Source organism: Paenibacillus sp. Leaf72 (assembly GCF_001422685.1).
In the GTDB taxonomy this organism is placed as follows: domain Bacteria; phylum Bacillota; class Bacilli; order Paenibacillales; family Paenibacillaceae; genus Pristimantibacillus.
In genome coordinates this window covers 67,009-93,992 of sequence record NZ_LMLV01000034.1, presented here as the reverse complement: position 1 = coordinate 93,992, position 26,984 = coordinate 67,009, and the positions used below count along the sequence as shown (strand labels likewise).

General features: G+C 37.1%; 31 protein-coding genes. 30 read left to right on the top strand and 1 reads right to left on the bottom strand.

Features of this window, described 5'->3' with window-relative positions; translation table 11 throughout:
* Positions 1 to 13: 13 nt before the first annotated feature.
* The 4 genes from ASF12_RS29460 to ASF12_RS29445 all read left to right on the top strand — a co-directional run bounded on the left by ASF12_RS29460 (position 14) and on the right by ASF12_RS29445 (position 5,187).
* Positions 14 to 274 carry a hypothetical protein gene (locus ASF12_RS29460; protein ID WP_056042288.1) on the top strand — a complete coding sequence of 87 codons (261 nt, stop codon included), beginning with the start codon at positions 14 to 16 and terminating at the stop codon, positions 272 to 274.
* A 122-nt stretch (positions 275 to 396) separates the two neighbouring features.
* On the top strand, positions 397 to 3,828 hold the full coding sequence (locus tag ASF12_RS29455; RefSeq protein WP_056042287.1) for a helicase-related protein: 3,432 nt from the start codon (positions 397 to 399) through the stop codon (positions 3,826 to 3,828).
* A gap of 64 nt (positions 3,829 to 3,892) precedes the next feature.
* A complete protein-coding gene (locus ASF12_RS29450) occupies positions 3,893 to 4,288 on the top strand; it encodes a hypothetical protein (RefSeq protein ID WP_442952566.1) in 396 nt (131 codons plus the stop codon).
* Positions 4,285 to 5,187, top strand: coding sequence for a DNA methylase N-4/N-6 (locus ASF12_RS29445; protein ID WP_155973544.1), 903 nt, complete (start codon positions 4,285 to 4,287; stop codon positions 5,185 to 5,187). The genes ASF12_RS29450 and ASF12_RS29445 overlap by 4 nt, the downstream gene beginning before the upstream one ends.
* 63 nt (positions 5,188 to 5,250) lie before the next feature.
* Here ASF12_RS29445 and ASF12_RS29440 read toward each other — a convergent pair whose 3' ends face one another.
* Entirely contained in the window at positions 5,251 to 6,432 is a 1,182-nt protein-coding gene (locus ASF12_RS29440; RefSeq protein ID WP_056042283.1) for a hypothetical protein, read from the bottom strand.
* Positions 6,433 to 7,471: 1,039 nt separating this feature from the next.
* On the opposite strand from ASF12_RS29440, the gene ASF12_RS29430 reads away from it, so the two are divergent.
* From ASF12_RS29430 to ASF12_RS29305, 26 genes are all read left to right on the top strand, one after another.
* Complete coding sequence (locus tag ASF12_RS29430; protein ID WP_056042279.1) at positions 7,472 to 8,338, top strand: type I restriction-modification system subunit M; 867 nt, start codon at positions 7,472 to 7,474, stop codon at positions 8,336 to 8,338.
* 129 nt (positions 8,339 to 8,467) lie between these two features.
* Entirely contained in the window at positions 8,468 to 9,103 is a 636-nt protein-coding gene (locus ASF12_RS29425; RefSeq protein ID WP_056042277.1) for a hypothetical protein, read from the top strand.
* 26 nt (positions 9,104 to 9,129) lie between these two features.
* Complete coding sequence (locus tag ASF12_RS29420; RefSeq protein ID WP_056042276.1) at positions 9,130 to 9,330, top strand: hypothetical protein; 201 nt, start codon at positions 9,130 to 9,132, stop codon at positions 9,328 to 9,330.
* Between the two features lie 120 nt (positions 9,331 to 9,450).
* The gene (locus tag ASF12_RS29415) at positions 9,451 to 9,669 is read left to right on the top strand and encodes a hypothetical protein (RefSeq protein ID WP_235533320.1); all 219 of its coding nucleotides are present in this window, start codon (positions 9,451 to 9,453) and stop codon (positions 9,667 to 9,669) included.
* Between the two features lie 513 nt (positions 9,670 to 10,182).
* Entirely contained in the window at positions 10,183 to 10,488 is a 306-nt protein-coding gene (locus ASF12_RS29410) for a hypothetical protein (RefSeq protein ID WP_056042274.1), read from the top strand.
* A gap of 82 nt (positions 10,489 to 10,570) precedes the next feature.
* On the top strand, positions 10,571 to 11,740 hold the full coding sequence (dnaN, locus tag ASF12_RS29405) for a DNA polymerase III subunit beta (protein WP_056042272.1): 1,170 nt from the start codon (positions 10,571 to 10,573) through the stop codon (positions 11,738 to 11,740).
* 61 nt (positions 11,741 to 11,801) lie between these two features.
* Positions 11,802 to 12,170: a hypothetical protein gene (locus tag ASF12_RS29400; RefSeq protein WP_056042270.1), complete on the top strand. Its 369-nt coding sequence runs from the start codon at positions 11,802 to 11,804 to the stop codon at positions 12,168 to 12,170.
* 15 nt (positions 12,171 to 12,185) lie between these two features.
* The gene (locus tag ASF12_RS29395; protein WP_056042268.1) at positions 12,186 to 12,704 is read left to right on the top strand and encodes a hypothetical protein; all 519 of its coding nucleotides are present in this window, start codon (positions 12,186 to 12,188) and stop codon (positions 12,702 to 12,704) included.
* Complete coding sequence (locus ASF12_RS29390; RefSeq protein ID WP_056042266.1) at positions 12,685 to 13,449, top strand: hypothetical protein; 765 nt, start codon at positions 12,685 to 12,687, stop codon at positions 13,447 to 13,449. The genes ASF12_RS29395 and ASF12_RS29390 overlap by 20 nt, the downstream gene beginning before the upstream one ends.
* 79 nt (positions 13,450 to 13,528) lie before the next feature.
* Positions 13,529 to 14,659: a hypothetical protein gene (locus ASF12_RS29385; RefSeq protein ID WP_056042264.1), complete on the top strand. Its 1,131-nt coding sequence runs from the start codon at positions 13,529 to 13,531 to the stop codon at positions 14,657 to 14,659.
* Positions 14,656 to 15,498, top strand: a complete 843-nt coding sequence (locus ASF12_RS29380) for a ThiF family adenylyltransferase (protein ID WP_063892690.1) — start codon at positions 14,656 to 14,658, stop codon at positions 15,496 to 15,498. Before ASF12_RS29385 ends, ASF12_RS29380 begins: the two co-directional genes overlap by 4 nt.
* 44 nt (positions 15,499 to 15,542) lie before the next feature.
* Positions 15,543 to 16,034: a hypothetical protein gene (locus ASF12_RS29375; RefSeq protein ID WP_056042263.1), complete on the top strand. Its 492-nt coding sequence runs from the start codon at positions 15,543 to 15,545 to the stop codon at positions 16,032 to 16,034.
* Positions 16,031 to 16,222 carry an aspartyl-phosphate phosphatase Spo0E family protein gene (locus ASF12_RS29370; protein ID WP_056042261.1) on the top strand — a complete coding sequence of 64 codons (192 nt, stop codon included), beginning with the start codon at positions 16,031 to 16,033 and terminating at the stop codon, positions 16,220 to 16,222. Before ASF12_RS29375 ends, ASF12_RS29370 begins: the two co-directional genes overlap by 4 nt.
* Before the next feature lie 69 nt (positions 16,223 to 16,291).
* The gene (locus tag ASF12_RS29365) at positions 16,292 to 17,071 is read left to right on the top strand and encodes a hypothetical protein (RefSeq protein WP_056042259.1); all 780 of its coding nucleotides are present in this window, start codon (positions 16,292 to 16,294) and stop codon (positions 17,069 to 17,071) included.
* A gap of 518 nt (positions 17,072 to 17,589) precedes the next feature.
* Positions 17,590 to 18,240: a hypothetical protein gene (locus ASF12_RS29360; RefSeq protein ID WP_056042257.1), complete on the top strand. Its 651-nt coding sequence runs from the start codon at positions 17,590 to 17,592 to the stop codon at positions 18,238 to 18,240.
* Entirely contained in the window at positions 18,237 to 18,863 is a 627-nt protein-coding gene (locus ASF12_RS29355) for a hypothetical protein (RefSeq protein ID WP_056042255.1), read from the top strand. The genes ASF12_RS29360 and ASF12_RS29355 overlap by 4 nt, the downstream gene beginning before the upstream one ends.
* A gap of 35 nt (positions 18,864 to 18,898) precedes the next feature.
* Positions 18,899 to 19,372, top strand: a complete 474-nt coding sequence (locus tag ASF12_RS29350; RefSeq protein ID WP_056042254.1) for a hypothetical protein — start codon at positions 18,899 to 18,901, stop codon at positions 19,370 to 19,372.
* Positions 19,373 to 19,392: 20 nt separating this feature from the next.
* Entirely contained in the window at positions 19,393 to 19,608 is a 216-nt protein-coding gene (locus ASF12_RS29345) for a hypothetical protein (protein ID WP_056042252.1), read from the top strand.
* A 107-nt stretch (positions 19,609 to 19,715) separates the two neighbouring features.
* Positions 19,716 to 20,159 (top strand): LPD11 domain-containing protein, encoded by a 444-nt coding sequence (locus ASF12_RS35970; RefSeq protein ID WP_056042250.1) that lies wholly within the window; start codon positions 19,716 to 19,718, stop codon positions 20,157 to 20,159.
* 171 nt (positions 20,160 to 20,330) lie between these two features.
* Positions 20,331 to 21,299 carry a DNA adenine methylase gene (locus ASF12_RS29335; RefSeq protein ID WP_063892689.1) on the top strand — a complete coding sequence of 323 codons (969 nt, stop codon included), beginning with the start codon at positions 20,331 to 20,333 and terminating at the stop codon, positions 21,297 to 21,299.
* A gap of 36 nt (positions 21,300 to 21,335) precedes the next feature.
* Positions 21,336 to 22,805, top strand: coding sequence for a DNA cytosine methyltransferase (locus ASF12_RS29330; protein WP_056042247.1), 1,470 nt, complete (start codon positions 21,336 to 21,338; stop codon positions 22,803 to 22,805).
* A gap of 529 nt (positions 22,806 to 23,334) precedes the next feature.
* Positions 23,335 to 24,765 carry a DNA cytosine methyltransferase gene (locus ASF12_RS29325; protein WP_056042245.1) on the top strand — a complete coding sequence of 477 codons (1,431 nt, stop codon included), beginning with the start codon at positions 23,335 to 23,337 and terminating at the stop codon, positions 24,763 to 24,765.
* A 19-nt stretch (positions 24,766 to 24,784) separates the two neighbouring features.
* Complete coding sequence (locus tag ASF12_RS29320; protein ID WP_056042244.1) at positions 24,785 to 25,255, top strand: hypothetical protein; 471 nt, start codon at positions 24,785 to 24,787, stop codon at positions 25,253 to 25,255.
* 25 nt (positions 25,256 to 25,280) lie between these two features.
* Complete coding sequence (locus ASF12_RS29315; RefSeq protein ID WP_056042242.1) at positions 25,281 to 25,730, top strand: DUF1292 domain-containing protein; 450 nt, start codon at positions 25,281 to 25,283, stop codon at positions 25,728 to 25,730.
* Positions 25,731 to 25,831: 101 nt separating this feature from the next.
* Complete coding sequence (locus ASF12_RS29310) at positions 25,832 to 26,470, top strand: hypothetical protein (protein ID WP_056042240.1); 639 nt, start codon at positions 25,832 to 25,834, stop codon at positions 26,468 to 26,470.
* A gap of 312 nt (positions 26,471 to 26,782) precedes the next feature.
* Entirely contained in the window at positions 26,783 to 26,980 is a 198-nt protein-coding gene (locus ASF12_RS29305) for a hypothetical protein (RefSeq protein ID WP_056042238.1), read from the top strand.
* Positions 26,981 to 26,984: the final 4 nt, after the last annotated feature.

The window sequence follows — 26,984 nt, the reverse complement described above, 5'->3', positions numbered from 1 at the left end:
AGGAGTGTTGTAAGTGAGTGATCTAAGTAAATATGAATTTGTAGCAGTTATTAAAGGTACCCAGCCTGTTAGCATTGAAGAATCTTCAGATATGAATTGGACATCGCTCCCAACCTATACTACGGTTAGTATCGATATTTTCAAAGATTCAAGAGAAGTTAGAAATGTATACGTTGAGGGTCTGGATGATGCCGAAATTATTAAAGCGCTGCGAATTGCAGTGAGCGAATATGAGGCATTATGTAGGCCTCGTCGCATGATTATCGAAATCTGAATACACAGGACACACCAAGAATAGTATTCTTCTGAGAAATTTGCAGAGATAACCGAACAACAAAGGAGGGTAGCCCTAGAACAAAAAAAGGGTTAGCCCTTTTTTTGTTCTAGGCATTCATCATGGAGAAATTATTACTTAAGGTGCAAGAACTATTACAAATGTCTGATAGGAACAGCGGTCGAATGAATCGCCTTAGTATTCAAATGAAAATGGATAATCTCACTTCTTATTTGAAAATAGGAACTGAAGAGTTATGGGATAAAATTAAGGAATATCTTTTTGGTGCAAAAACCTTAGAAGATCTGAGCCAAATAAAATTAGGTTCAAAGTTGATACCCACGTCTGAGATGTTAAAAGATGTATTGGAGTTTGCGATCTCCAATATACAACAAATTCATTTCGAAAATGATGGGAAAATATTTAAAGCTTATGTTAAAACCATAATGTTGGATTCTGATGAAGAGACCATTGTTGGTATTTATTTTACAGGTAATTTCACAGCATGCAGGGCTATCCATGCCTTGTTTTACAATAGCCGTGAAATTTTCGTTACACATTTAATTACGGAAAAAACGACAAAGTACTACTCCAACTTTCAATATCGCCGGGTTGAAGAAATCATAGATAAGGTTTGTCATACCTTCTTGCTGCCGCGTCTGGCTATTGTTGAAGAGTATAAGGAAGTTTGTATGGAGGCAGATGCTTCTAATCAAATTCACCCAGACCGAATCCTCATGTCTAGAGATGGGAATGTAGAAGAATTAGCCGGACAGTTTTTGGCTCAAAAGTATAGTTTGCCTAAAACGAAAGATTGGGCAGATCTATACCTGTCTTTAATTCCAAACAATAATTGGTCTGAGATAAAAATGGTCCATACCGATTCGGCTGGAGAAGGTCATAAGGTAAGAGCGATCGTTATAAAATCGATGAAGGAAGAAGAGGTATTAGCATTAATCAATCAAGGGATTATGAATGGACGGCTAAATGTATTCAGTGAAACAGGAGATCCTGCAATACTTACTGAAGGTATGACGACAGAAGAGTACTTACGTACCAATGGAAAAATGTTAGCCACGAAAATCGATCAGTATTTAAAGCCGTTATATGAGGGACATACCTATTCTCCGTTTCTAGGGCAAACCAAACGTATTAGTTTGCCCGCACAGGCGAGAGCCGTAATGGGTGTGTTAGCAGTGTTACAACGGAAATATAGTGTCTTTTTGATTGGTGACATGGGGAGCGGTAAGACGCAGATGTCGCTTACGGCCGTTTTTGCACTCATGAAGAAGAGAAATGCAAGTGGTGCACAGGACGGAATCTCAGTGTTAATTATAGCACCGTCCATCATTATTCCTAAATGGGCCGGTCAAGAAATTCCCAAAATACTTGGTGATCAAATTGTACACTGTACGATAATAAATAGTACGGAGGATGCATTACAGTATGTAAAAAAGATAAAATCTGGTTATCGAGTACCCAAGGGACATATCGAATTTGTTCTTGTTTCGACAGATCGTATGAAATTAACAGCAAATAAATTTGTCTTGGGCGCAATTTGGAAGCATCAACGCAACTTATGGTGTTGTCCAGATTGTGGTAGGGGATTGAAATCACCAAAATCAAAAACAAATGACGATGTAATGGCTACATGGAAAGATGCAGTTGAATTGCCAGTTCGACCACCTAATCGCTCAGAACTACGTGAGGCTTACCTAAATGGTACTATGGGCGCAAACGGTTTGCCATTAAATTATATAAAAAGATACACCTCTTTAATCCGCCAGTTTGAATGTTTGTGTAAGAGTGGTGAGAAGTCGGTGATTGTTCATAAAAAATCAGCTGATAGTGAGAAAAAGGAACGAAAACGGTTTTGCACTATGGCAAGACCAGCTGTGAAAGATCGAGGTGAGGATAGAAATAAACCTCGGTGGATGATCGCGGAAATATTCCAAAAACACTTGAAAAATCATTTCCATGTTGGTCTGTTTGACGAAATTCAACAGATGAAGGCATCAGATAGCGGCCGAGGGTTAGCTTTTCACAAGCTACTGAAGTCGTGTAAAAAAGCAATGTTTTTGACGGGGACATTGACCAATGGAGCATCGTCTTCTATTCAGGCAACTTTATGGCGGTCTGACTCAAAATCTCTCATTGAGGAGGGGTTTAAGCATAACACCACGAAAGAATTGTGGGCCCAAAAATATGGGGTAATCGAGAAGATTACCTATTTGGATGAGGAAAGTGAAGGTATTATTGGTCGTACAACAAACAGGCGGTCAGAACGAGTTCAAGTGACAGAAAAGCCTGGTATTGCTCCACAGTTGGTTGCACGTCATTTACTTCACAAGTCTGTTTTTGTAGAGCTGGCAGATTTAGGACTTCCTTTAGTTCGATTAAAAGAAGAGCCTATAATAGTTCCACTTGATGAAGAGCACGATGCTGCGTACCAACTATTTCATAATCGCCTCTATAATGCCTGTAAAGAGTTTCAACAAGAGTTGAAGAGTAAGGCTTGGGCAAAATTTAATCCAGCAACATTAAATTATGCAGCACAGCCTCAGTTGGAAAATGTTGTGGAATTTGTTGATGAGAATGGAACAATTCTTCACACGGTTAAAGCCGAAACGTTTCCAGAAGATTACCTGACCTCGACTGAACGTCGCTTAATAGATGATGTAAAAAACGAACTAAAGGATAACAGAGGCTGCATTATTTTTACACATTACACTGGGATTTTTCGAACCAATCAAAGAATTCAAAAAATTCTTAGGGAAAAGGGAATTGAGTCTGAAATTCTAGATGTTAATACAACATCTAGTGTAGGAAGATTCGAATGGCTAGAAAAGCATCGCGAAAAAGGTACAAAGGTCTTAATCATGTCGGCGTCTTTGGTTCAAGTGGGCTTAGATTTGCTGGAATGGCCGACTTTAATGTTCTGGCAAATGAACGATAATATTGATGTACTTCGCCAGGCAAGTCGAAGGGCTTGGCGTATTGGTCAGTCGTTAGAATGTCGGGTACGCTATTATGTAAGCGAGAAGACCCAACAAATGGCCCAATTTCAACGTCTTATGCGCCGGCGTATTCAGGCACTTCTGGTTGAAGGAAGAATCGAGCGATCGGATAATTTAGCTCAATATGCAAATGATGATTCTTCTAATTTAACGAGAGATCTGGCCGGCAGTTTCTCAGCTACAGAACTAACAGAAACATGGAAAACCGCAGCTGAGAAGGATATGGACGCAAACCTTAAAATCGTAAATGAGGAAGACTATGAAAATGCCATAAAGGAGGCATTTGTACGCCTTACTGCCGAAACTAAACGGTTATGTGGTGTGACAGATTTAGTGCAATTTGATGGTAATCTCGTGACAACAGAAGTTGTACCACTCGATACGACAGAAATTGTGCAAAGTGGTCCACTATCGGAAAGTGTCGGGGAGCTAGATCTTTTTAGCTTTAATTTGACAGTTAACACAATTAAAACGAAGCTGCGTGGCTCAAGTGAATTATTAATTCAAGAGCAGATTGCATTTGACTTCGGTTTATAATAACGAATACCCTCTCACAGTTAATTGGTGAGAGGGTATTTTACTGGAGGTAATAAAAGTGGAAATGGTAAAAAATCGCACACTCGTACCTGGTCAAAAGGTAAGAGTATACTTGAATCTCAATATGATGGGTAGATTCTCCATTCAAGATTTCAAGACAGGTTTAGTTGTCGCATATGCGGAATCCGTTTTACTCAATGAAGTGGAGTTTCGTGTTAGAAAATCGGGGCAAGAAAAGGCAAGAAAAGAAAAATGCCGGAATGTACATGCTTTTGCAATAGGATCATTTGTTTCATCTAATCATGACTGTCCACTAGAGCTTTCTTCGACTGGTTATTACAACCCGTTTAAAGTTGATCATTTTGTAGATGAAGAAAGTCACTTACCCATCTTCGAAACGGAGAATGTGTTTTGTTTCCAAAAACGTGTTTACTACAAAAAAGAGGAGGGATTATTTTGAATCTAACTAGCATAATGAACTATCCTGATAGAGGGAAATGGGGAGACACTCGTTACCGTGGCAACTGTAGTGGCTATGTTATCCGCGATTTACTAGAACATTTCAAACCTCACCAGTTTCATGAAATTTTTGCCGGCGGTGGGACGGGGTATGACGTTGCTAGGGAATTGGGTTATGAAAATAGTATCCATTTGGATCTCAATCCTCGATTCGGAAATTGGAATGCATTAGAAGATGAGATGCCAGAGGGGAGCGACTTTTTGTTTGCTCATGATCCTTATCATGACATTATTAAGTATAGTGGGAACATGTGGGGAAAACCTCACAAGGATGATCTATCTCGTTGCCCTTCATATGAAGATTTTTTGAGGAAAATAAACCATGTTCATGCAAAAATGTACGCAAGTCTTCGTAAGGGCGGGCGTATGGCTATATTAACCGGAGATATTCGCCGTAAAGGTGAATACTTTAGTATTGCGAGAGACATGGCTTTGATTGGCAAATTAGATTCCTGGATCATAAAAACGCAGCATAACTGCGAATCCAATCGGAAGCAATATGCAGGGAGTTTTATTCCCATTGTACATGAGCATCTCTTAATATTTCGTAAAGATGATTTATGGTTTGTTCCAATAAAAATAAATCAAAATTTCCAACAAGACCTTAGGGAATCATTAAAGGTTACTTGGCGTGACCTCATTCAAGCAACGTTTGAACAAATTGGAAGAGCTGCTTCGTTAAAAGAGCTCTATGAGGTTATTGAAAATACAGCTAGGGCGAAGAAAAATCAACACTGGCATGAGAAAATTCGCCAAACGCTTCAAATTAATGAAGAGTTTAGTAGTGTTTCTCGTGGTGTTTGGCGATACACGCCTAAAGGAAAGTCATTGGCCATTTAATATAAGTTACATAAGAGAGGCATGCATCCTGTACAAGGTTGCATGCCTTTTTTTGTGCTTAATTTACACTGTAGAGGGTGCAGAATAGGGAAGTGGGATCTCCATTTGCATGTCAAAATAAGGTTCTTCAAGTTTAGCCATTTGTTTAATGTTATAAGTGAGACAATCAATTGTATTCATATTCAGTGGCGCTTCGATTTGAGCACGGTATAAAGGGATTAATCTACGAAAGCGGCGACCAATGTTGAAGCCGGTAGAATCCGCACTTAGAAATTCAAAATCGTTTAATAATTGACTTGAACCGCCGAGCCAATGAAAGGGCTGCATTTCACCATACCTATCGAATAATTCAGTGAAGAAACTCCTTTTCTCTTTACTTGATTTAATAAAGACTGTACCACCAATACCAATTAATGAGTATTGGCAAGATACTACAAGACGGTCTAGTTCCTCCCAACCCATACCAAAATGCCAAACGGGGTAGGGGACCATCCCAACTGTTTTCGTTAAAAAGGTTAGATTATCAGATGTAGCAGCGAGGTCACTTTCTACATCTAAATTAAAGTAACCGAGAATGTACTTTTGAAATGAAATAAGAAACTGACTATATTCAATCAGGCAAATTTTGCGATATTTAAACATGTTGTAGGAATCTGGTGATTTTCGATGTGCCTTCATTATGCTGAAGGCACCAGAATCAATTATTATTCTTAGATTGAGTTTCCAACAGTGCTTAAATATTTCAAGAATTTTTTCATGCTTTAAATCCCGTAGTGTAAAGTAACTGAAAAGAACAAAACGTCCACCATTCTGACTAACTAATATGCGATCGGCGGTAGAGTATTCCATTCCCGAAAAGTAATAACGTGTCCCCTTTAATGTTAAGCGTAACATGCGATTAGGCATCTTATGAATTTTAGAAAGTTTTGAACCAAATGCTGCATTTAGCAATGCCATAAGGTGAGTATTAAAATTAAAGAATTTTTCTAATTCTTTTCTTGTTGCTGTTCGATGTAAGAACATATGCCATATAGCCATGCGAAACTTTTCTAATTTAATGGTGTGCTGTTTCTTAGTTGATGCAACTTCATACACTACCTTATTATTTGTTATCATCACAATTTGAATGATACTGCCCATACCCGTTGTAAAAAAATTATTACCAGTATGAATGAGACGACGAAAGTTTCTTAAAAGCCTTTTTGTTTGGTTGTATATATAATCTTGCTTGTTATATGAATGCATAAGTAAGCCTCCAATTTTATAGATTTACTAAGGAGCTAAGCATACCATGGGTTAATAAAATGAAAAGTGGAGCAGCTGTTAAGCGAGCACATGTACGAATAAATGATTAAAATGATTAACTGAGAGCGTTGGTTATTGTTTTTGAATGAACTGTAATTGGATTGGCCTCTTTTAATCAGCTAGAATAAAGTGTATAATTTAGGGATTGTTATTCATATTCAACATCTTGCTGTTCAAAAATGCCTATGCACACATACTAGTGAAGATAGGGAAAGATGAACGTCGGACGGTTTGCTTTATTGACCAGAGCATAGATGTTTGCTGTGAACGTTATTTCATATAACGAAGACAGTATAGTTATGAGCTATGATAATTGTGCAGACGAATTTTTGACGAGTCCCAATTATCTTACTCTAACCTTAATGCAGTAACACTTTCACTTATTCAAGTGGTTTAAATTTGTAGAAATAGGTCCTTCACCTTAAACAAAAGCGTATTCATGCCGACTGAGGCGGGGTGCGCTATTTTTATGCTCAAAACACGGGAGGTAATGAATTATGGATGTCAAAAGGTTATTTTCACTTAAAAAGGCATGTAAGGAGTGCCCATTCAGAAAAGGGAATGAAGGTATGTTGAGGGAGGAAAGATTGGATGGTATTATACGAAGCCTTCATGATAAATGACATACTTGAAAAAATGCAACAATACGAATCTTCAAATGAGGCTTGGCCAATTAAAGGGGGTGTTTAATCCAAATGAACTCCAGGATGAAGAGGACGTAATCGAACCCAGGGGGCTTGATCGATATATTCCTCTAAGAGAACGAATAGAATATGAAAATGGTCCTAGACCACAAGAAAAGCGTGTTCATGCCGAGTAACGGCAGAACACGCTTTTTTATTTAAATCGGTTTGGAAGAGCAGATTGTTTCTGATCTTAAATCTACCCCGCAGCTCTTTTGCTGATAACAAAAAATGAATTATGATGCTGCGAAAAATATCTATCCCCTTGTTAGGGGAATTAATAGGAGGAAAAGAGTATGCCTAAACAAGAAGATAAAGATAATCTTTATCGTGTTGGTCGTTTTTCGGTAGAGCAACTTGAAAAGTTATCGCAATCAGTAGTGTCATGCGCACAAGCGATTGGCGGCTTACCAAAAAACCACCAAGAGGTTTTTGAGAAGAGGGGATGGTTACTACCATATCTATTTTCATATGATGATCTCCTTTGGGGTCGGTGGGCGTACTGGACTGATATTCTCCAGAAAGGTTCACTAGAAGGAAGTGGTCCTATTCCGAAAATTGAATGGAAAAACAACCATTCAAAAGCTTCATTAGAGACGGTAAAAATGCTTGAAAATTGCCTTAATCACCATGATGCCAGTATAGACAGCTTTTCAGACTGGCTCTTATGGGGCATGGCTGCTAGTAACGAGGTACCACGTATATCAGAGAAATTAAATGAGCACTATTATCGTAAATTCGATTTGTTTCTAGTTTTGGATAATCCATATGACCATATGTCATATCTATTATGTGACCAAACCGGAAAGGGTTATAAATCGGGTTTAGGTTATTTCCCAACACCGTTTAGCGTAGCCGAAATGTTAGTAGAAATGACTAATTTGGGTGGAGATAGAGAGGATTTGAAGCGTAAAACGGTTTTAGATCCATCTGTAGGCTGCGGAGCATTGTTGCTACCGGCCTCAAACTATTATCTTCGAGGATACGCTCAGGATATATCCAGTATTGCTCTTAAGCTATGTCGTATTCAGATGTATTGGTACGCACCTTGGTACGCCTGCCCTGGAGAAGTCAGTGGGTTTGATGCAGTAAAACCTATTCAACTTGTTCCAGCAACGGCAAATAAAAATGTTTCTTCTCGTCAGTTAGCCTTCTCTTTTTAAATAGAGAAATTCCAAAAATTAATGCTATAATTGAACAAATAGAACGGTCAGAAAAAGCGGAATATGGTACAAATTGTTTTGCCACACTTCCAGTTACCTAAATAAAATTATTAAAGGGAGAGAATATAAATGAGAATGTTCTTAATTGATGGAGAAAAATTTACTCAACTCAAATATGGGAAATTTATGCTTGAAAAAACCTTTTCGGAGAGTAATGGGGCGACTTTAGATCCCAAAAGCATGACCGTTAAAGAAATTTCTGAATGGGGTTTGCAGTTCATTTTGGAGCAAATGAATGAGCGCGAAGATATAAAGGAAATTGAATGCAGGCTAACGCCTGTAAACTATGCTCTAAAAAGGTTTGCAACAGATGAGGAGTTGAAAAATCAATCTTACATTGTGAAGGATGGGATGATTACCTTTTCACAACTAAGATATACTGTTCTTATTGAAAACTACAGGATAACACTTGAAGAAGCTAAGGTTATCTACGAAAAGATATTAGCCATAGTGAATTTACGTGAGGGGGAAGAAATAACTAACTTGAAGTTCGACCTCACGACTTATACGGCTTATGAACAAAATGGGGAACCGAAATATGCGAGTGAAGAATACCCTATTAACTCATATGATGTTAAGAGATATGCGACTTATTCACATAAGAGAAATAAACTCATGATTTGGGAGAATGGTCTTCCCATTTATGAAAACTATGATGGGGAAATTTGTGAAGATCGTGATGCTTTGGCGGACTCATATTTATAATAACAAACTATTCAAAGGAGCTTATTATGTCTTCCTTAAACAAAGCAACTTATATATATCTATTTCCTCCAAATGTTCAGGAAGCGATTGAAAAAGATGTAAGGCAAAAATTACTTAATAATGGGTTGTCTAACGAACAACAGGAAATCGCATTACAGGATGCTATGTCTAGCCGTTTATGTGATCTATCTGATATGATTGATATTGATAAGTATCTTGAATCGTGAAGAGGTGCATTCCTTGGGTACAGAGAGTGCTAAGCCACTCTAAAGGAAACTAATTAATGAAAATCAAGAGGCTATGGTTGATTCATTTCTTTACTAAAAATAATCTGAGGAGAGAACAAAATGCCCAATAGTGAAACAAGTACTATGTCTAAGTCTCAAATCGAATACGAGATAGATCAATTAGAAAAAGCAAGAAAAGCTATAATTAAACAAGAGGCCGCAGAAAAAGTTGACGAATTTACTAAGATCCTGACTGATTCGCCGGCTAAAGATGAAAATGAGCTGAGAAGAATATTAAATATGTTATCAGCTGATTTAAAGAACATTTATAATCAGTAAAGAAGTGGATATAGATTGGTTAACTATCAACGAGAGAAAACGAAAAGTTCTCTAGAGCAAAACCTGAGAACCTGCAATTTAAGTGTTTTTACTACCATAAAGCCCTATTATTTAGATAGGGCTTTATTTTTTGCTCAAAATCCAGTAAACTAGAATCATATTAAATTTTAAAGACACATCTTCTAGCTCTTGTAGGTTATGTACACATTTATATGTGAGGATAACAATCTCTTACTGGAGCACGGGACTGAGTTATTCAGGAAGAAGATGGTTGGTTGTGGACGCACGGATTATTATGTAGCGAGGACAGCTTTGGATTGTCGTTGGTGACTTGAGCAGATGCATCTTTTTGGAGCATCCCCTGTCTAACCTCGTACATCTTAGTTTCTCCTATAGAACCACAACAAAAATTTCAAATCGCTTAGACCATCCAAAACGCATGATATTCGCTTTTACAGCGAAGGTCATGCGTTTTTTTGCGTTTATGCGATTTCAAAATGGGGAGGTAGACTGGTGATTACTAAGATGAAATCGAAAGCAATTCAACTCTTAACGGAAGATGATATTTACACCGTTAATTGTTTGAAAGTAATTTGTGAAAACAAATATAACTTACCCCAGGGTGTACTTATTTACTCTGGTATTGCTTTAGACAGAGGTAGACTGGTCTTCTCGACTAGCCGTGAAAATGGTTTGCTGATACGGTATACGCATTATTTCATTACCGTAACTGAAATCATAAAATTTTTAGGGATGTTTAGATCGGTAAAACGATTGATGCATGATGTTCCTAAAAGCGAAAAGGACTTGACTCGTTAAGAGTTAAAGTCCTTTTTTTTATCTCGTTGACTAGCCCGAGAGGGTGTCATATAAAAAAACAACATGAGAGGAAGTAGATCGTATGATTATCGAAATTTCTACTAAACAACTAACAGGAGCATTAACAAAAGTCCAAAAAACATTACCTTCATCTAGTCACATACCCGTACTCAATATGATAAAGATCTGTGCTACCGATTCGGTTGTGACATTCACGACTGATGACAGTAAGAATTCGACTTCCTATGAAGTTCCAGTGGGAGATGGCGAATCTGTGAGCATAGAACAAGAAGGGAGCGTTCTGGTCCCTAAAGTCTTCATGGAAATGGTGAAGAAATTAGGAAAAGGCGTTCGGATTGAGGTCCGAAATAACACTACAAGTGATATTGGTAAATTAATAAAAATTTGTTCCACCGATGAAAAAATCAATTCACAAATAGAGCTTCAGGGTTTGTGTACTGATGAATATCCAATATCCATTAGCACAAATGAGAAGCCAACCTTAACTATGAGTGGAGCTGTACTAACCTCTATGATAAAACGGACGGTATTTGCAGCCTCGACTAATGAATCTATGGCAATCCTAACTGGTGTGCATATCTGTATAAAGAACGGTTCCCTTAATTTTACTTCGACTGACCGGCATCGTCTGGCCTTTGTTTCTACGAAAGTCGATACAATTGAAGAGCTAGGTAACGGTATCGTGGTACCGGCTTCAGTATTGGACGACTTTTCGAAAGTTGTGAACGAAGAAGATTCTGCGGATCTCTATTTTTTGGATAATAAATTCATTGTTAAGACAGGATGCATGACGTTCTGTACGACTGTAATTGAAGGAATTTATCCAGATACCTCTAAGATCCTGGTACCTAAAGACCAAGCAAAATATCACTTTATTTTAAATAGGAAAGAATTCATTGCATCCTTAGAAAGGATAAATTTGATTGCAAAAGGAACAAAGAGATCAGCTGCATCCACTTTGACCATTCAGCCAGCTGCTGAATCAATTCTTGTGGAGGATGACAACTCTGATGTCGGAAAAATAAAAGAAGAAATATTTGTGAAGGGCTTGATTGGTGAGGTATTGAAGGTTTGCTACAATACCGAATATATGATAAAAGCGTTAGAAGCTAAGACTACGCCAAATGTACATTTTTCATTTACAAGCAATGTCCAACCTATCGTTATTCGCCCGGATGACGAGGATGATTTAGATTATCAAATCATCCTTCCTTTTCGGAGTTCTAATTAATCGTCATAATCATGAGAGGGTGCAAAGCACTCTCTCTTAAATAAAACAGAAGGCGATGATATTGGAAATGAGTAGAGTTCTTATTAATACAAACCGTTTTATTAATGGGCTAAAAGAGAAGAACGCTCTTAATCCATTCAAAAGAGCCACTCCTAAACAGTTTTTGTTACCCATGTATTATTTCAATAATTACGAAATGGCCTCAGATATTGATTTTGATGCCTTTACATTAAAAGATATTGAAACGGCATTTAACGAAGCTACTGTTCTTGAATCAACAGATAATTGTTATAGAGACGACGATACTTGGGATATATATAAATCAAATTCCGAGAATTTGTTTTATCAATATACAAAATTTACTCAAGTATCATGCCACTTATTTCTTACAAAGCATAAATCTTTTAAAAACGATGATGATTTCATCTAATAAAAGGGGGAGCTTATGGGCAGTGATGAGATGGAAGATATCCGTACTTCCATGGATAATCTATTAATGATGAAAACATTACATGATGCCGGTTACAATGTTAAAAATATGGGGATGTGGATTAGTTCATACCAGTTTAATATTTATACTGGTGGTAAGGATTTATTCTGTGATTGCCTCGCTAGAATATTCGGTGATTGTATTTTTAATGAAGTCACATCAGATAGGTACAGGTATTTTACGTTAACCTGTCAGACTGAAGATATTTCAATCATCTCCAGTATGTTTGACCCAATGTGGTTGAATAAAATCTTAAATCCTTATAAAATCCAGTACTGCGATTTTGGTTCTGGAGAACTGATAATGAAAATTGAAAACGACTCAATAATCTTTGAAATACATGAATCCATATACTATTATGGTCAGTTTCTACAAAAAATATTGCAACTTGCCCAAACGATTGATCAATTGTTAGTTTTGGCAATGCCAGTTTATTGGAAGGAGCAAAAAAAAAATGATAAGCTTCCAAGTTAATTGGGATGAACAAATTGGAGAAGTTATCCCTTCTTGCAGAGTGCAAGTTACAGGAGATAATGGCATTAACATTGGTGAATATGAAATGAGTTTTAATGATTTCGCTGAAATCATTATTGATTCAGAAATGCGTGAGCTGAAACCTCAAACTGTAGTAGGACATAAAAAAATGAGTTCACCGAGTACCATTGTTGGATGGAAGCGAGTGAGTTCTCCTTTAGTTCGTGTAGAATCACCATTAATGGTTGGTTCTTGGATGAAACATATTCACAGGAAGGATCAAAAATATCATATTGTGGTTTGTGAGATTCCAAAAAAACATCGTGATATATACTACTATAATACGCCCTTTGAGACTGTTGGGCATCCTAGGATGATATTTGCTTACAAAGTCTCTGAAGTGGGGAAAATTATTTCCATGTACTGTTTTGCATTGAAAGGTGAAGAAAGGATTAAATCCGATACTAAGCTATGGAAATATCCTTATGCTAATGTGTATGAAGGTACCGGGCTAATCTGTATGGGTAGTAATGTTTTACCTACAGTAAATGGTCTTTCTCAGTGTCTATCCATGCATAACTTATTCTTTGGATCTCCAAGTTCAAATTGTTTTTATACAAGCCGTAACTTGTCTAAGATTACGGATTTAAGAGAACTCTACAAAAGCATGAAAGGAAAAGAGTTTCCGGATGAATGGTTAATATCTGAAAACCTTACTTTAGAGAACTTTTTTGATAAATTCTAAAGAATAAAAATCGGTTTGCATATGCTCCGTCAATTAGATGGGGTTATTTTTGTATATCTAAAAACTAGGAGGCAACATCATGAGTAATGAAAAGTTTGAGCAATCTGATCTATTTGCTTTTGTAGATGCAGCTGGAATTGGATCTGTACCAATAAATCCACCTACAAATAAGCCTAAAGGGAAAGTAGTCAACCCACCAAACACCTCAAAGAACGTTGGAAGTAAAGCGGCAAAAGCGGAAACAGAAAAGTTTGAAGTAAATGTCGAAACACGTATCAAATATGATGGGGATCATATTGCTCTTACAGAATATTTTACTCCCCAAGAGATTGATGAAGGTATTCCTGATAAGGATAATGAAGAATCGATAACACTGCGGCCAATTAACGCTGAGGACTTACGTCTTCGGTTAATGGATGAATTCGGTGAAATGAGCGAAAAGGAATATGTCACGATGCAGTTTTTTAAAACACCGAATTTGGTGATACCCATTATACATGCCAGAAAGAAAGGGAATGCAGCTACAGATAATAGAAACGGTGTATATCTTTCTATGTATGATGCTACGCAAAACAGACGTAGAAATATGTACATTCCAAGTAGAGACGGAAATGTATATCAAGTCCGACAAGGTAGTATATACACTGTATGTAGAATTGCGAAAGTTGTTCCCTTAGTTGATTCAATTAGAGAAGGAGTAACGTTTAATTTGCCGTTGATTCCGTGGACCTTTTTGCATACTTTTATTTCACTTGCTCGGCATTACGCAGTTAAGTACTGCGTCGAGTTTTATGGAGAAATCCATTGGAATGACACTCAAAAAAAATACAGAATCGTATATCCAAAACAAATTGTCACAAAAGGCCATGTATTACCTGATAAAGAACATTTATCTAATATTGCTTCAGAGAGCTGGGAGTGGGAAAAAGTGATGGAAATTCATTCACATCATTTTTGGGATGCAAAACCATCGGCTCAAGATGATAGAAGTGAAACCGGGAATTGCCTTTATGCTATAGTGGGCAAATTAGATGAAATTATGCCGCAGGTTACTTGTCGTATTCATATTGATGGTGATTTTATGGATATAAAAACAACGTCAATCTTTGAAACTCCGTTTCCTTCCCTATCTGTATGGGGAGATAACCCCTTACCAGATAGTGTTGTAATTGGGTCAAATCAAGAGTCAGGAATAGAGGACATCCTATGATAACTCTTCCTAAAGACTATGAGCCTTATTTTGCTCTCTCACAGCTTGGTGCAGGCGGCAATGGATCTTATATCCTGCAGCAGATTGCGCAGATGATGAATATTTTCAATTGTGATGGACGCTATATTATAGCAGATCCTGACATTGTTGAAACTAAAAATCTGGGAAACCAATTGTTTATTCCTGGAGATGTCGGAAAAAAGAAAGCCTCTGTGCTCGCTCGTAGGTATAGCAGCCACTATAATCTCCAAATTTCCAGTTATACGGATGAGTATGTGGAAAATGAAGAGATGATTCATAATTTATTTACCCAGGAGTATTACAGTAGAACCTATCGATCATCAATGTTTGTTCCCATTCTCATAGGGTGTGTAGATAATAACTTTAGCCGGCAGATCATGCATAACTATTTTCTAAGATCTGAACGTCTTATCTATATTGACGTTGGTATTGAGGGAGCTAAGGTGCCTCAAGATGGACGTGTTAAAAGGGATTGGACAGAAAAGGAAAATGATGAGTTTAAGAACTCTGGTTGGGTTGGCCAGGTCGTCTGTGGTGTGAGATGGAATGGGGAGACTTTGTTATCCCCTGTTGGTGATTTGTTTCCTGATACTCAAGAGATGACCGATTCCATTGCACCTTCAGAGTTGAGTTGTTCAGCAATTGTAATGTCAGAACCTCAACGGCTGCTGACTAATAAATTTGCTGCATTAGAAGTAATTTCATACTTCAATGAACTCTTTAGTGAGGGAACCATATCTAATCATTACTCGTATGTGACTCTTCAGAGTAAGGTGAAAGTGCGTACGACACGAGTAGAGAACAATATCGAATTATAAAAAAATCAGCACTATGATTGTTTAGTGCCAAAAGGAGAAAATATATGAAAACAAAATTAGGGGAATATTCAATTAATACGATGATATATTTTGCACTGCAGGCCACAATGTTCTGTAGAAAAAACAAAAAACAAAACATAGCTAATTACGAATTTTTCAGAATAGTAGCAACAGCTCTGGATGAGTGGATGCCTGTTTTTGGACAGGATGCTACACGAGATGAAGTAATGGCTGTTAAAGAAGATTTGCGAAGGGAATTACGACAAGGAGACTACCTAGTAGATGGAAAAGATTCATTTTGTAATGACTTTTCACTCTTTGTTGAAGCAAAGGATAAACACAACCTACTTTATAAGTATATCTGTGATATTTTAGACTCAACACTAGATATCTCGGAGGCGCTTCTTTGGTACCAGGACGGCCATAAGATTCAATCGGTTGAATCTGGCAACACATTTAAACTAGAAGATTTATCAATTGGTGAAAATGTAAGTTTCAGTATTACTGAAATAAACGGCAAATGGGTCTTGTTATGAGTAATACCTCTGAAGATGAATTAAAGGAGTTAATTGCTATTAAGCGGGAAGAAATGCACAAGATTGCTTCATCTCATCAGTTTAATTTTAATATAGATGAAGTCTTGGAAAAATCAGTAGAACTCGATAAACTGTTAAATGAGTTTAGTCAGCTGACAAATAAACCTAAAGAAAATGTATCAAGTTAAACGTAAACTAATAAACAGAGGGCCACTTTGAAAGTGAGCTCTCTGTTTTTTTATTTGGAGGAGCAAAGCATGAATATTGACACGCAATTAATGATGGAATTTGATTCAAATTTCGATCAATATGGACCTTGGATTGTCACGCAACGTGCAGATAAAGCTGGAGCTGCACTTGCCGATCGCCATTACTCACGAAAAACAGTAGGTTCTCCTCATTTTACACGTCCCGGTAAACGAAACTTAGTGCTGCGAACAGCTGAAGGGGACGCTGTATGGGTGAGTTATTATGGCGAATGGCGAAAAGATGGTCTAGATGCTTGGGAGAACAGCTTATTTAGAAATGAATCATCATACATGAGCTCAGATCTGGTGAAATGGGCTATCTTTGCCACCTATTGTGAGTGGGGAAGTCAACTACCAAAGGATGGATACATTACTTATGTGAAATCATCCGCACTCAGAAGTGATAACCCTGGATGCAATTATTTGAATGCGGGTTTTGCAAGAGTAGGGTATAACAAGAGTGGAAAGCTGCTACTCCTACAATTGTCAGTTGATAAAAAATTTCTACCCCTAGAAGAGATTTATGCGGTCAAGTATTTAGAAGCATGTCAAAACAGCATCGATTTGGCCCTAAGTGATGGGGACTACATGGAAGCAATTTGGTTTTATAAAGAGGCAAAAAAGAAACAAGAGTATCTTTTAGCCCTGAAGAGTGCAAAACACCGTATGAAAAAGAATAAGTGGAATTGTTTCGAGTCAACGATAGATTCTTATGATTTATTACTTCAAATGACAGGCGATGACTGGATTCCATGTGAAATGATGGATCTACTTTCACTGGAAGATTGAAAAATCCTGAAATCAATTATCTATTCTAATGTATGAATGATTGATTTTTTATTGATTTACTAGGGGGAGTCAAAGTATAATTACAGTATGTAATACATTTATACTCCCGACTATGATTTGTTTATTCGCGTGTACTTATCTATAAGAAGACACGGACATTATACAAATGAAGGACATTCCCATGGGGGTGGAAGTTGAGGAGTGAACGTGAACGCTATCAATAATAAGCGATGACGTTATTAGGTAAAACCATTGATTTTTATGGGTGATGATCGACTATTAGCGATGAACACTGTAATTACTGATGGATTTTCACTTTGAAAGTTATTGATCGTTGTCTAAAAAGCACATTTTCTCCTGAACAATAGGAGAAGTGTGCTTTTATTATTTTAAAGAGAGAAAATATAAGCTGCTAATCTTGCTGCAGCAAACTTAAAGACGCATTTCCTCGATCAGGGGAATGCGTTTTTTTTGTTTCTGAGGCTGATTATATAAAAATCTATTTAGGAGGAATAAAGATGCAAACATTAGATCAATACCAAGGTCAAGTCGTTTTATTACAGAGGCTTTTGGAAGATGGAATCCGCTTTGATACAGTTTATTTAATCGACTACAAAACTCGTGAGAGTATAAGTGGCGAAAACATGGTTGGTTTTGTTTTTATACCTACAGTTACCGGCATTAAGGTTTATTGGTTGTGTCAAGCTGCAGGTGCTCAGAATAGTTTTTATATCGATATATCCCAGCCAAGGGATCTAGAAATCTGTATGAAGATAGTCATGGAAGAAAACGAACATGATTATCTATCAGGGAACAAAAACCATAATGATCGGGAACAAGTCAAACGAATACTATGGGAGATAGCCCAAGACATGATTAACCGATTGGGCACACTTTATCCATTGACATTGTCCCAGATAAAAGATCGTATTGGTGCAAATAATATGATCAAAGGAATTATTAAGGTTGATTTCAATCAAATGCTTGAACTTAACCTGGATGAATTCTTAGATTTAATAAGTGAAAAACTTATTGGCTCTCCGCTGCTTATGGATGTTACATATGAGCTTATTGCGGTTGCAAATGTCGATTCCGTTTGGGTCAAAGTTTCTGGTGATGCTAGTTTCATCATGAATAGCGATACACAAGAGGAGGTCAACGAAAATTGAGCGAGTTGTTAAAGGCAACAATCTTAAAGTATAAGCAAGCAGAAAATAGTGTTATTTGCAATTCAGTGAAATACCCGGATACATCAAGAGTTATAAAACGCTGGTTGTGGCAAAATGCTATTTATTACAAAGACTACTTTGTCAAGACGGGTTCTCTCGTTTTAGGAGAGGATATTGTTAATTCTGGCATTCCATATCGTCTCGACACTGTTGTCTTTCCAAATCAGAATGTGGCCTTGCTGTTCCGTATAGAGCATAATACGGGCTGGTCTTATTGCATTGATGATGTGATAGATATTCAAGCGGAAAATGTGTATCAATCAGTGCTCGAAAAACTGTGGGAATACGTTAGTAAGAAAAGTCATGATTTAGCAGCCGCTGAAGTTATACATTTTTTAAAGTCTGTTGACATATCGTTGCACGACAACAGGGTGAAAAGGATTCTTACTTCAATGTACGATTATCTGGCTGCTGAGGAAAAAGGAAATACGGATCAATTAACGCGGCCGATAAGCCAGCTAACCCACTATTTTAGAGCTTGGGATCTGATAACCCCGCAAATAACACCAAATATGTATGTTTGGAATGGAGATAAATTCTCATTGGGCTCAATGCCATTTTGAAGACACTAATGCTGAATCACTTTGGAGGGTTTAATTTGGCCAAAATTGTTGCGTATATGGATACACTTGCTACCGAAGTAGGACAAAAGTTAATAATTCATAAAGGTATCCATCGTATCCATAAAATAAATTGCCTCAGGAACTTGTATGCGGAAGGCGATGTGGTGACTGTAAAGTCATTTAGTAAATGTAGGTACGAATATGGTACAGAGTATCATATTGCAGAATTAGAGGAAGTCGAGACGCCTAATTCCGTTAATATTGTTATTCATCCCATTGAGTATTATGTGATAAAAGAGTGTTATTATTGTTCCCCGCGGAATATTGTACGCCCTATTGTCGAAAGGATATATGACCTGCGATATACGTATTACTGCGATCAATGTGAAAAAGTGTGGTGCGAGTCATTACTTTTCGAACTTATGGGTCAGGTACTTACCTTGCCGGCAGATCGTGAGTTAAACGGATTGAAGCGTATCGAATTACGCAGCACATATAGTGGAAAATAACATGAGAGGATGTTGCATTCGTGAAAGGATTAAAAAAAATAAAACAAATTTTTAAAATCAAAATAATGCGTTCATTTCGGATTGAAAAAATAATCAAAGAGAATGACGAACTGCTTAAGGAAAATTTGCAACTATTGATTGACAATCGTGTATTGCAATCGCTTGTTAATCAGAAGCAACTAGAGATAAAGGGTTTACGCGATAAACTAGCTAAAAAAAATGGTAGCCAATCATAATTTATTAAATACGAGCACCGTAGGGATTATACCTTCTGTGCTTATTATTTATAAACGTCTTTGATAAGAGGAGTCTTCCTCTAAATCGACTGAATGGAGATGGTAATATGGAAGCAAAAGCAAACGTAAGAACGATGGAATATATCGGTCTAGACTTCTGGGAAAGACCCGTATATAAGTGCATCGAAAATAGCTCTCTATGGAAGGACATAGAGTTAGGCAAGAGCGACAAACCTGTATTGTATAGTTGTGAGAATGACTTCGGTGGCGAACCGTGCTCCCCAATCAAGAGCGACTTGGTTGTGATTTTCATTTCGAAGTATGCAGAGAACCCGCACAGGTTTAACTACATGATGCTGAGCAGGTTAAGAAGCGACTGTGACTACTACCTTGGGTTTGGAAATAGGAATGAGAAGCATTTATGCTGCGGGAACGTGAAGGAGCATATCGAGAGGATGAAGGCGATTTACAATTCCTTTCCTGAAGGGCAGAAACCGGAACGGTTGACTTACGAAGGAATTCTTGAATATGAAAAAAGAATGAGCGAGTGATCGCTCCAATAGTATTTTTCGATTCTGGAAAATAACAGGGACGATTAATACTTCTTACTGATGGTTAAGTTGAAACTTGTGATAGCCAAACCTAAATTAATAAGTAAGAGCACCGTAGGGATTACCTGCGGTGCTTATTATTTATAAGTGACTTTGATTAGAGGGGATTATATGTTAATATGCCAATTTTGCGGTGCTGAATTTGAGCTGGAAGAAGCGGAGATTGATGAGTATCAAAGGGGTTTTTGGTGTGTTTGTGATGGATATACCTATTTATCTAACGAGGGTAACCAGCACAAATTCACCTTATTGCTTGAAGATAAACAAGCGAAAAATGTGGAAATGCCTGCTTGTGATATTAAATTTAATAAAAGAATCTCGCCGTTACGGTGGGCTGGAGGTAAAAGCAAAATAATCCCGTATGTTTACGCGAAAATGCAAAAAGACGCTGTTAAAACACTAGTTGGAGCTTTTGCTGGAGGAGCTAGTATTGAATTAGCTATGCTAAATGCAGGTATCGTTGAAAATTTAATTTTAAACGATTTTGATTTCGGAGTATATGCGTTATTTTGGACGATTAAACATGCACCATATGATTTAATTTATCGGATTCAAACAAGCAAGCCAACCCACGAGGATTATTTTTGTGCACAAGAGGTTCTCAAATCAGATTACAACTCATGCACCATTCTAGATGCTGCTTGGGCTCTGCTTCTGAATAACCGCTTAGCCTATTCTGGAATATTTAAAGCAAATCCATTAGGTGGGCGGAATGGAGATTCTTCAAAACTATTATCACGATGGAACCCGGATTCTCTTTGTAAGAGAATCAATCTTATTCACTCCATGAGTGACCGTATTACAATTACAAATCTTGATGCATGTGAACTAATTGAAGAAGTTTACTATCAAGATAGGGCGACGCTCTTTGTTGATCCGCCATATTATAAGCAGGGAAAAAATTTATACCGTGTGTATTATACAAAAGAGCAGCATCTTCAGCTCAATGAATTGTTGGATTCTTTGCATCACGGAATGCCTGGTGCTGACATCATTCTGTTCTATGATAACGATCCTTTTATAGAGGATATTTATTGGTACCCAACAATTGAAAAAATTAGTCGAGTATTCTCTGTTTAGGACGTTTAATATAAAACTAGGTTGGTGATTTTGAGAATGAAAACGGTAATGAAAAGGCTATACAAGCTAAAAGAGAGATTATATTTAGAGGCCCAGTATCTAACCGAATTTGGTTTTGCTATTGGACAGCCAATTAGCTATAGGATTGATCATAAGAAAAAGACGATTACAGTCTTTAAGACTGAGACAAGCAAGAAACATGTAGCCAAAACAACACAGAAGACAGGCAAGACAGTACCAGTTATAGATATAAAGGCCGAAGAAGTGCGTTCCTTTTTTGCAAATAATAAGAATGTTGAAGTAGAAATCAAAAATGGAAAGATCATTTTTACTGTATTGGAAGCCGTTCAAATAGTAGAAAAAGTTATTGATTTAGAGAGTATCAGGAACGAAAAGGTTCTTTTACAGCAAAAGAAGTATGCCGTAGACGTAAGTGAGTTCGCTAAGGTTGTTAATTATGAACAAATAGATCTATTTGATTTATTTAGAACCAGAACTAAAACAGAAAACAGTTCCTTACCACCTACATTAGAAGAGAAATCAATTAAGATGCTTTCTTTGTTTTCAGGTTGTGGAGCACTAGATAAAGGCTTTTTGGACGAAGATTATCAAATTATCTTTGCTAATGATCGTTATGATAAAAGAACCATGAAAGATTCACATATTCAGACGTACCGATACAATATTGGAGATCACATTCTCATGAGGGATGTAATGCATTTTGAGGAAAGCGATATACCTGAAGCGAACTTTTTAACAGCAGGGATATCTTGTGTCAAACTATCAGCGTTAAATACAATTAATAATTTTAGAGATAGTTTGTCTGATTTTCATCCGCTTGTGGAAAAGACGATCGATATTATTAAATGGAGCAATGTGAAGGGATTCTTAATTGAGAATGTTGAAAATTTTCTGACGGTAAAAGGAGGAGTGTTGCTTGAAAGATTTAAAAAAATGCTTCCGGATTTTGGAATAGTTTCTAAGGTTATCGATGCCACTGCACTCGGATCGCCACAGCGCCGCAAGCGTGCCTTTATTCTAGGATTTAAGAATGCACTACCAAATCTAGATTTACCTTATATAAGTGAATGTATGACAGTAGGGAAGGCGTTTGAAGGGTTAGAGGGGGTAAATCAACAAGATATATATTTTACACCAACAGATAAAACGTTGGAGAGAATGAAACATGTCCCTCCTGGTGGTAACATAAAAGATGTTCCAGAACATCTTAGAGCACCTAACAAAAAGTTTACAAATTTTTGCCAAAGGCTTAACTTTAACACTTGTGCACCGGTTATTACTCACGTTCAGGATGATATTTTTTTTCATCCTTCATTAAATAGGTATTTATCCGTGCGAGAAACAGCAAGACTATTTAGTTTACCTGATGAGTTTGCATTTATTGGTAGCAGGACTGCGATATTTGAAATGTTAAAAAATGCTGTAGATTATAAAGTCGCAAGGTTTTTAGCGAGAACGATAAAACACCAAATGCAGGGTCTATAAATGTAACTGTATTGAATTAGCAACCAAAAGTCAATGTGAATTTTTAGAATTGGACATCGCTCAACGCTCACATTCATTTAAACCCCATTTAAATTGTAGATGGGGTTTTTTGTTGTTATGTTGCGAGAAATAAAGTAATATGGAGTTATACATTTTATTTACTCATGACTAAGCTTTAGGTTTGCCATGTACATCTAAAAGATGAGGATGGTTCTTAATAATCTAAGCATCGGACTCACTTGATGAGGATAGTAATTGAGGGGCGTATACATTCATTACTGTGCCAATGAAAACGCTGATATTCTGATGAACTAGTATGTACTTCTAATAGCGCTGTTTCGAGCACTACTCGTACTACTGTAAATCGGATGTGGAAGATGATTGTCTGTATCACTTTTTTTAAATAGTAATAGATATAAGAAGATTGGGCTACAAGGTCCAAGCTTTTTTTATATACAAATGGAGAACGTGTCTGCCGATATGGCAAACACGTTTTTTTATTTTCCAAAATATAAAGGAGGAGAGCAATATGTTATTAGCTCTGAAGAAAGTTTATACTGTCACCAAAAAACAAGAACGACCAAGGATATGGCTTTATGAATTAATTTGTGAAGCTGCGGGCTTTAAGCCTGGAGATGAATTGTTCATAGCTTCAGATCAAAGCAATCAGCAAATTACTATTAAAAATGTACCTATAGGCAGTGCGGATGATAAGGTTCATGTCTCTTCCCGTAAAAATGAAACATCAGGGAAGCTGCGGCCTATCGTGGACACAGCAAAAGAAAGTTATCGTTCAATCATTGATATCAAGCAAAAAATAGAAATCTCAGTTTATCGTGATGGAGCAGAAAGTATGGTTGTAGTTCAACCATTAAAGTTTCAAATGTTTGAAAAAGAAATAATGGTGCGACCTAATGATGAACGAATAACGACCTTTACGATTTGCAGTGGAGCCGGATACGTAAGTGCCGCGTTCCAGGACACAGGTTATTTTTCATCTGTGGGTGCAGTTGAACTCGAAGAAGATAGCGCAGCGGTTTATAATTTCAACTTCCCATCAACATTCTTGTTTAATGGGAACCTACTGGACTGTAGCACCGTTGCTAAGGCGGATGTGGCAATTGTTACTTTGCCCTGCAATGAATTTTCTTCTTTAGGCAACGCTGAGGGTGGGGTATTTAACAATCTATCGCTTGCAGCAACAGATCTAATAAGGGCTACTCAGTGTAGAACCATCTTTTTCGAAAATGTTCCTAGTTTTTATAAGACTGATGCTTATTTAAGCATGAAGGAATTATTGAAAAATGATTTTCTATATTGGCAGGAAGAAAATATTGAAGCCCTGGATTTTGGATCAATAGCTCGAAGAAATCGAACATATGCGGTCGCTTTCAGGCACAGGGAAGACTTTTTGAACTTCCAGTTTCCAAAACCTCCTAAAAATATTCGCAGAAAAAAGTTAAGGGAATATCTAGATGGCAAAAACGTTCAACATGCTTGGAAGCCTTTAGAAAAATGGATGAAAAGTTTCAGCGAAAAGGTGGAAAAAGGGAACAGTTGGAAAGACCGAAGTTTAACAAAAACATTCGTGGATCGTGATGCAACGGAGATTCAATGTATTCCTAAACGATATACTGGGCAGTCGGCGTCTTCGACTTATCTATTATCGGAGGATAAACAAAGTTTCCGATTTTTCTCTATTGATGAAATCAGAAGAATCCTATCAGTACCCGATTGGTTTGAATATCCAGATTATATAGGTAAGATTCGTCAGTATGAGATGATAGGTCAAAGTGTTGACTGCCGCATAATAAAATCCATCGCCAATACACTGGCTACCATGTGGTATAAGGTCAAATGCATTGGTGGTGGTGATGATTGTTCAATTCAAGTGAGAAATGAAATTCATGATACAGCGATCACACTTGAAAAAAGCGGTCAATTTGGCTTCATATTTTAAATAAAAGGAGAAATAAATCATGTATAAAATTGCACAAAAAGGTTCTATTCCTTATCCAATCAAATCTCTCGATCTACTAACTGCCGTAAGGCACTGTATTAATGTGGAGGGTGAACTTTATAGAGGAAATGAACTTATCATTGACTTTATGGCACTCTCCTATGAAGAGAATATTTCTAATCTCTTGGCTGCTGGAATTACTGCGCGTGATGATGGCGGTTACCTATTGCTCTCATATACAGACCCTAGCCTCAATACATCTAATGTTTTTGTTTGGGACTATACGTATCCATGGGAAGGGAAAATGGCGGTACAAATATTTATTCAGGATTATGAAGATAGTAATGCCATAGTAAAATTCGCATCGCTTGAAGAAGCGCTTCAAGCGATGCGTGATAAATACTTGGGTCAGTTTAGTGAGAACGAGATTAGTGTATATCAATTTACTGATACTGGTTGTGAAAAGCTAACATTAACTCAAAAAAGCTAATAAAGAAGAAAGGGTGGTTACTCCCATGCAATTAGTATCCATTGTAGAAACCTATGATGAAGCAAAAAATATGGCAACTGAATTAGGCCTTCCATTTGAAGGGAAAGAGGTTTATCAGCTCATTCGTGAAGTAAATGAAATGATCGTGAGTAACTCAATAAGTCTCCCTGCTCTTCCCAAAGTTACAGAAGAAACTCTTCGTCATTTGGAGGAAGGGGATCTCTTAACAATGAGAGAAGAATCATCTACGAGTCTTATTGAATATCGTATTTTGGTTAAAATGACTGTTAGGAACAAGAATTATGTCGTTCTAGTTCCTGTTAAAGATGAAAAAGAACCTGAATATGATGTATTTTTCTACCGCTATAAAAACGGAGTTAAGATGTATCCGTTAAATTCAAGTGAATGGGAGGTTGTTGAAAAGGCATATGAAGAAATTGTTCAATTAAAAATTACAAGTGCTACATTTAAATAATAGTGACTACGTAAAGAGAGAGGGGATTCCCTCTCTCTTTCTCATCTATCAAAGAAAAAGGAAAGACATTTCCCAATTTTGAATAAAGAAAGGAGAATGATATGGAAAATAGAATCGGTGAAAGCATGTATTGTTTTATTGAGGAAAGAAAAGAAGGTTGGTACTTTACCTACGGTGTGAATAAGGGAGATGGGCAAAAAGATGCAGCTGTACTTCCGAAACGTGATGGTGAGACGTTAGCCAGCATGGAGGATAAGATAGGTGATATTGCACTATGGTATCTTAATAATTCAAATCACAAGAATGTCTTTAATAACTTAGAGACACGTATTATTAACGAATGTAAAAGAGAAATAAGGGATCTTGTAGATATTTTCTGGCATTCCATCGGGAAAACAATACATGTTTATGCTTCTAAAAATGCCGAAGGTCGCTGGGAGATCGTTGATGATGATCCAAAGTGGATTATTATTGGTAATAAGAAACGAAGAGATAAGCAAGAAAAAGAAAATGAGGATCTCCGAATTGAACAAAGGATTCACGCGGCCAAGGAACGTAAGTCATCAGAGGAGCAAGTTAATAGTTTAACTGCTGTGTCATCAAGTTTATCTTCTGATGGTAAAACCATAAATGACACCGAGAGTAACAGTACAGTGCTGCAAAATGGTGAAGCATTAGTAGATGATTCCAAAAATATCTTATCTCCGCAAGGAGATAATGGGGAACCTTTCTTATTTTGAAGCTTGAATTATCAGAGGACTATGTACTGTGGCAAATCGCTGATGATACCCTTTTATTTCTAAGATCTTATGATATACTCCAGTTGTAATTTCGCTTTATTTCCTAGGGGTTCGTTTAAAGAAGAAACTATCTGAATAAATTGGGAGTGTGTAATCAAATGCCGAATTTTAGTTATTGAGGAGCATATCAACTTTTACTAGGTAAGGGATACAAACGTGTGCAAGTTGAGGCTATGCAGAAGTATGAAGTCAAAAAGCTTGCCGCTTCTCTTGCAACAAAATAAATAGCTTTGATCATTAGGAGGAAATAAAGTGGATAAATGGACTATGCCTGAATGGATGAATAAATATGCTGGGAAGAACATTCCAGATAAAGAAACATGTGAATGGCACATGAATGACCATAAAACTAATGTCGTTGTTAATGCTCCACTTGCAATGGACATTGTAGCCACAAAGAGTAAAGTGCAAACTCTTGTATCACTTCACAACGATCAAGTAATACAGTGAGTAA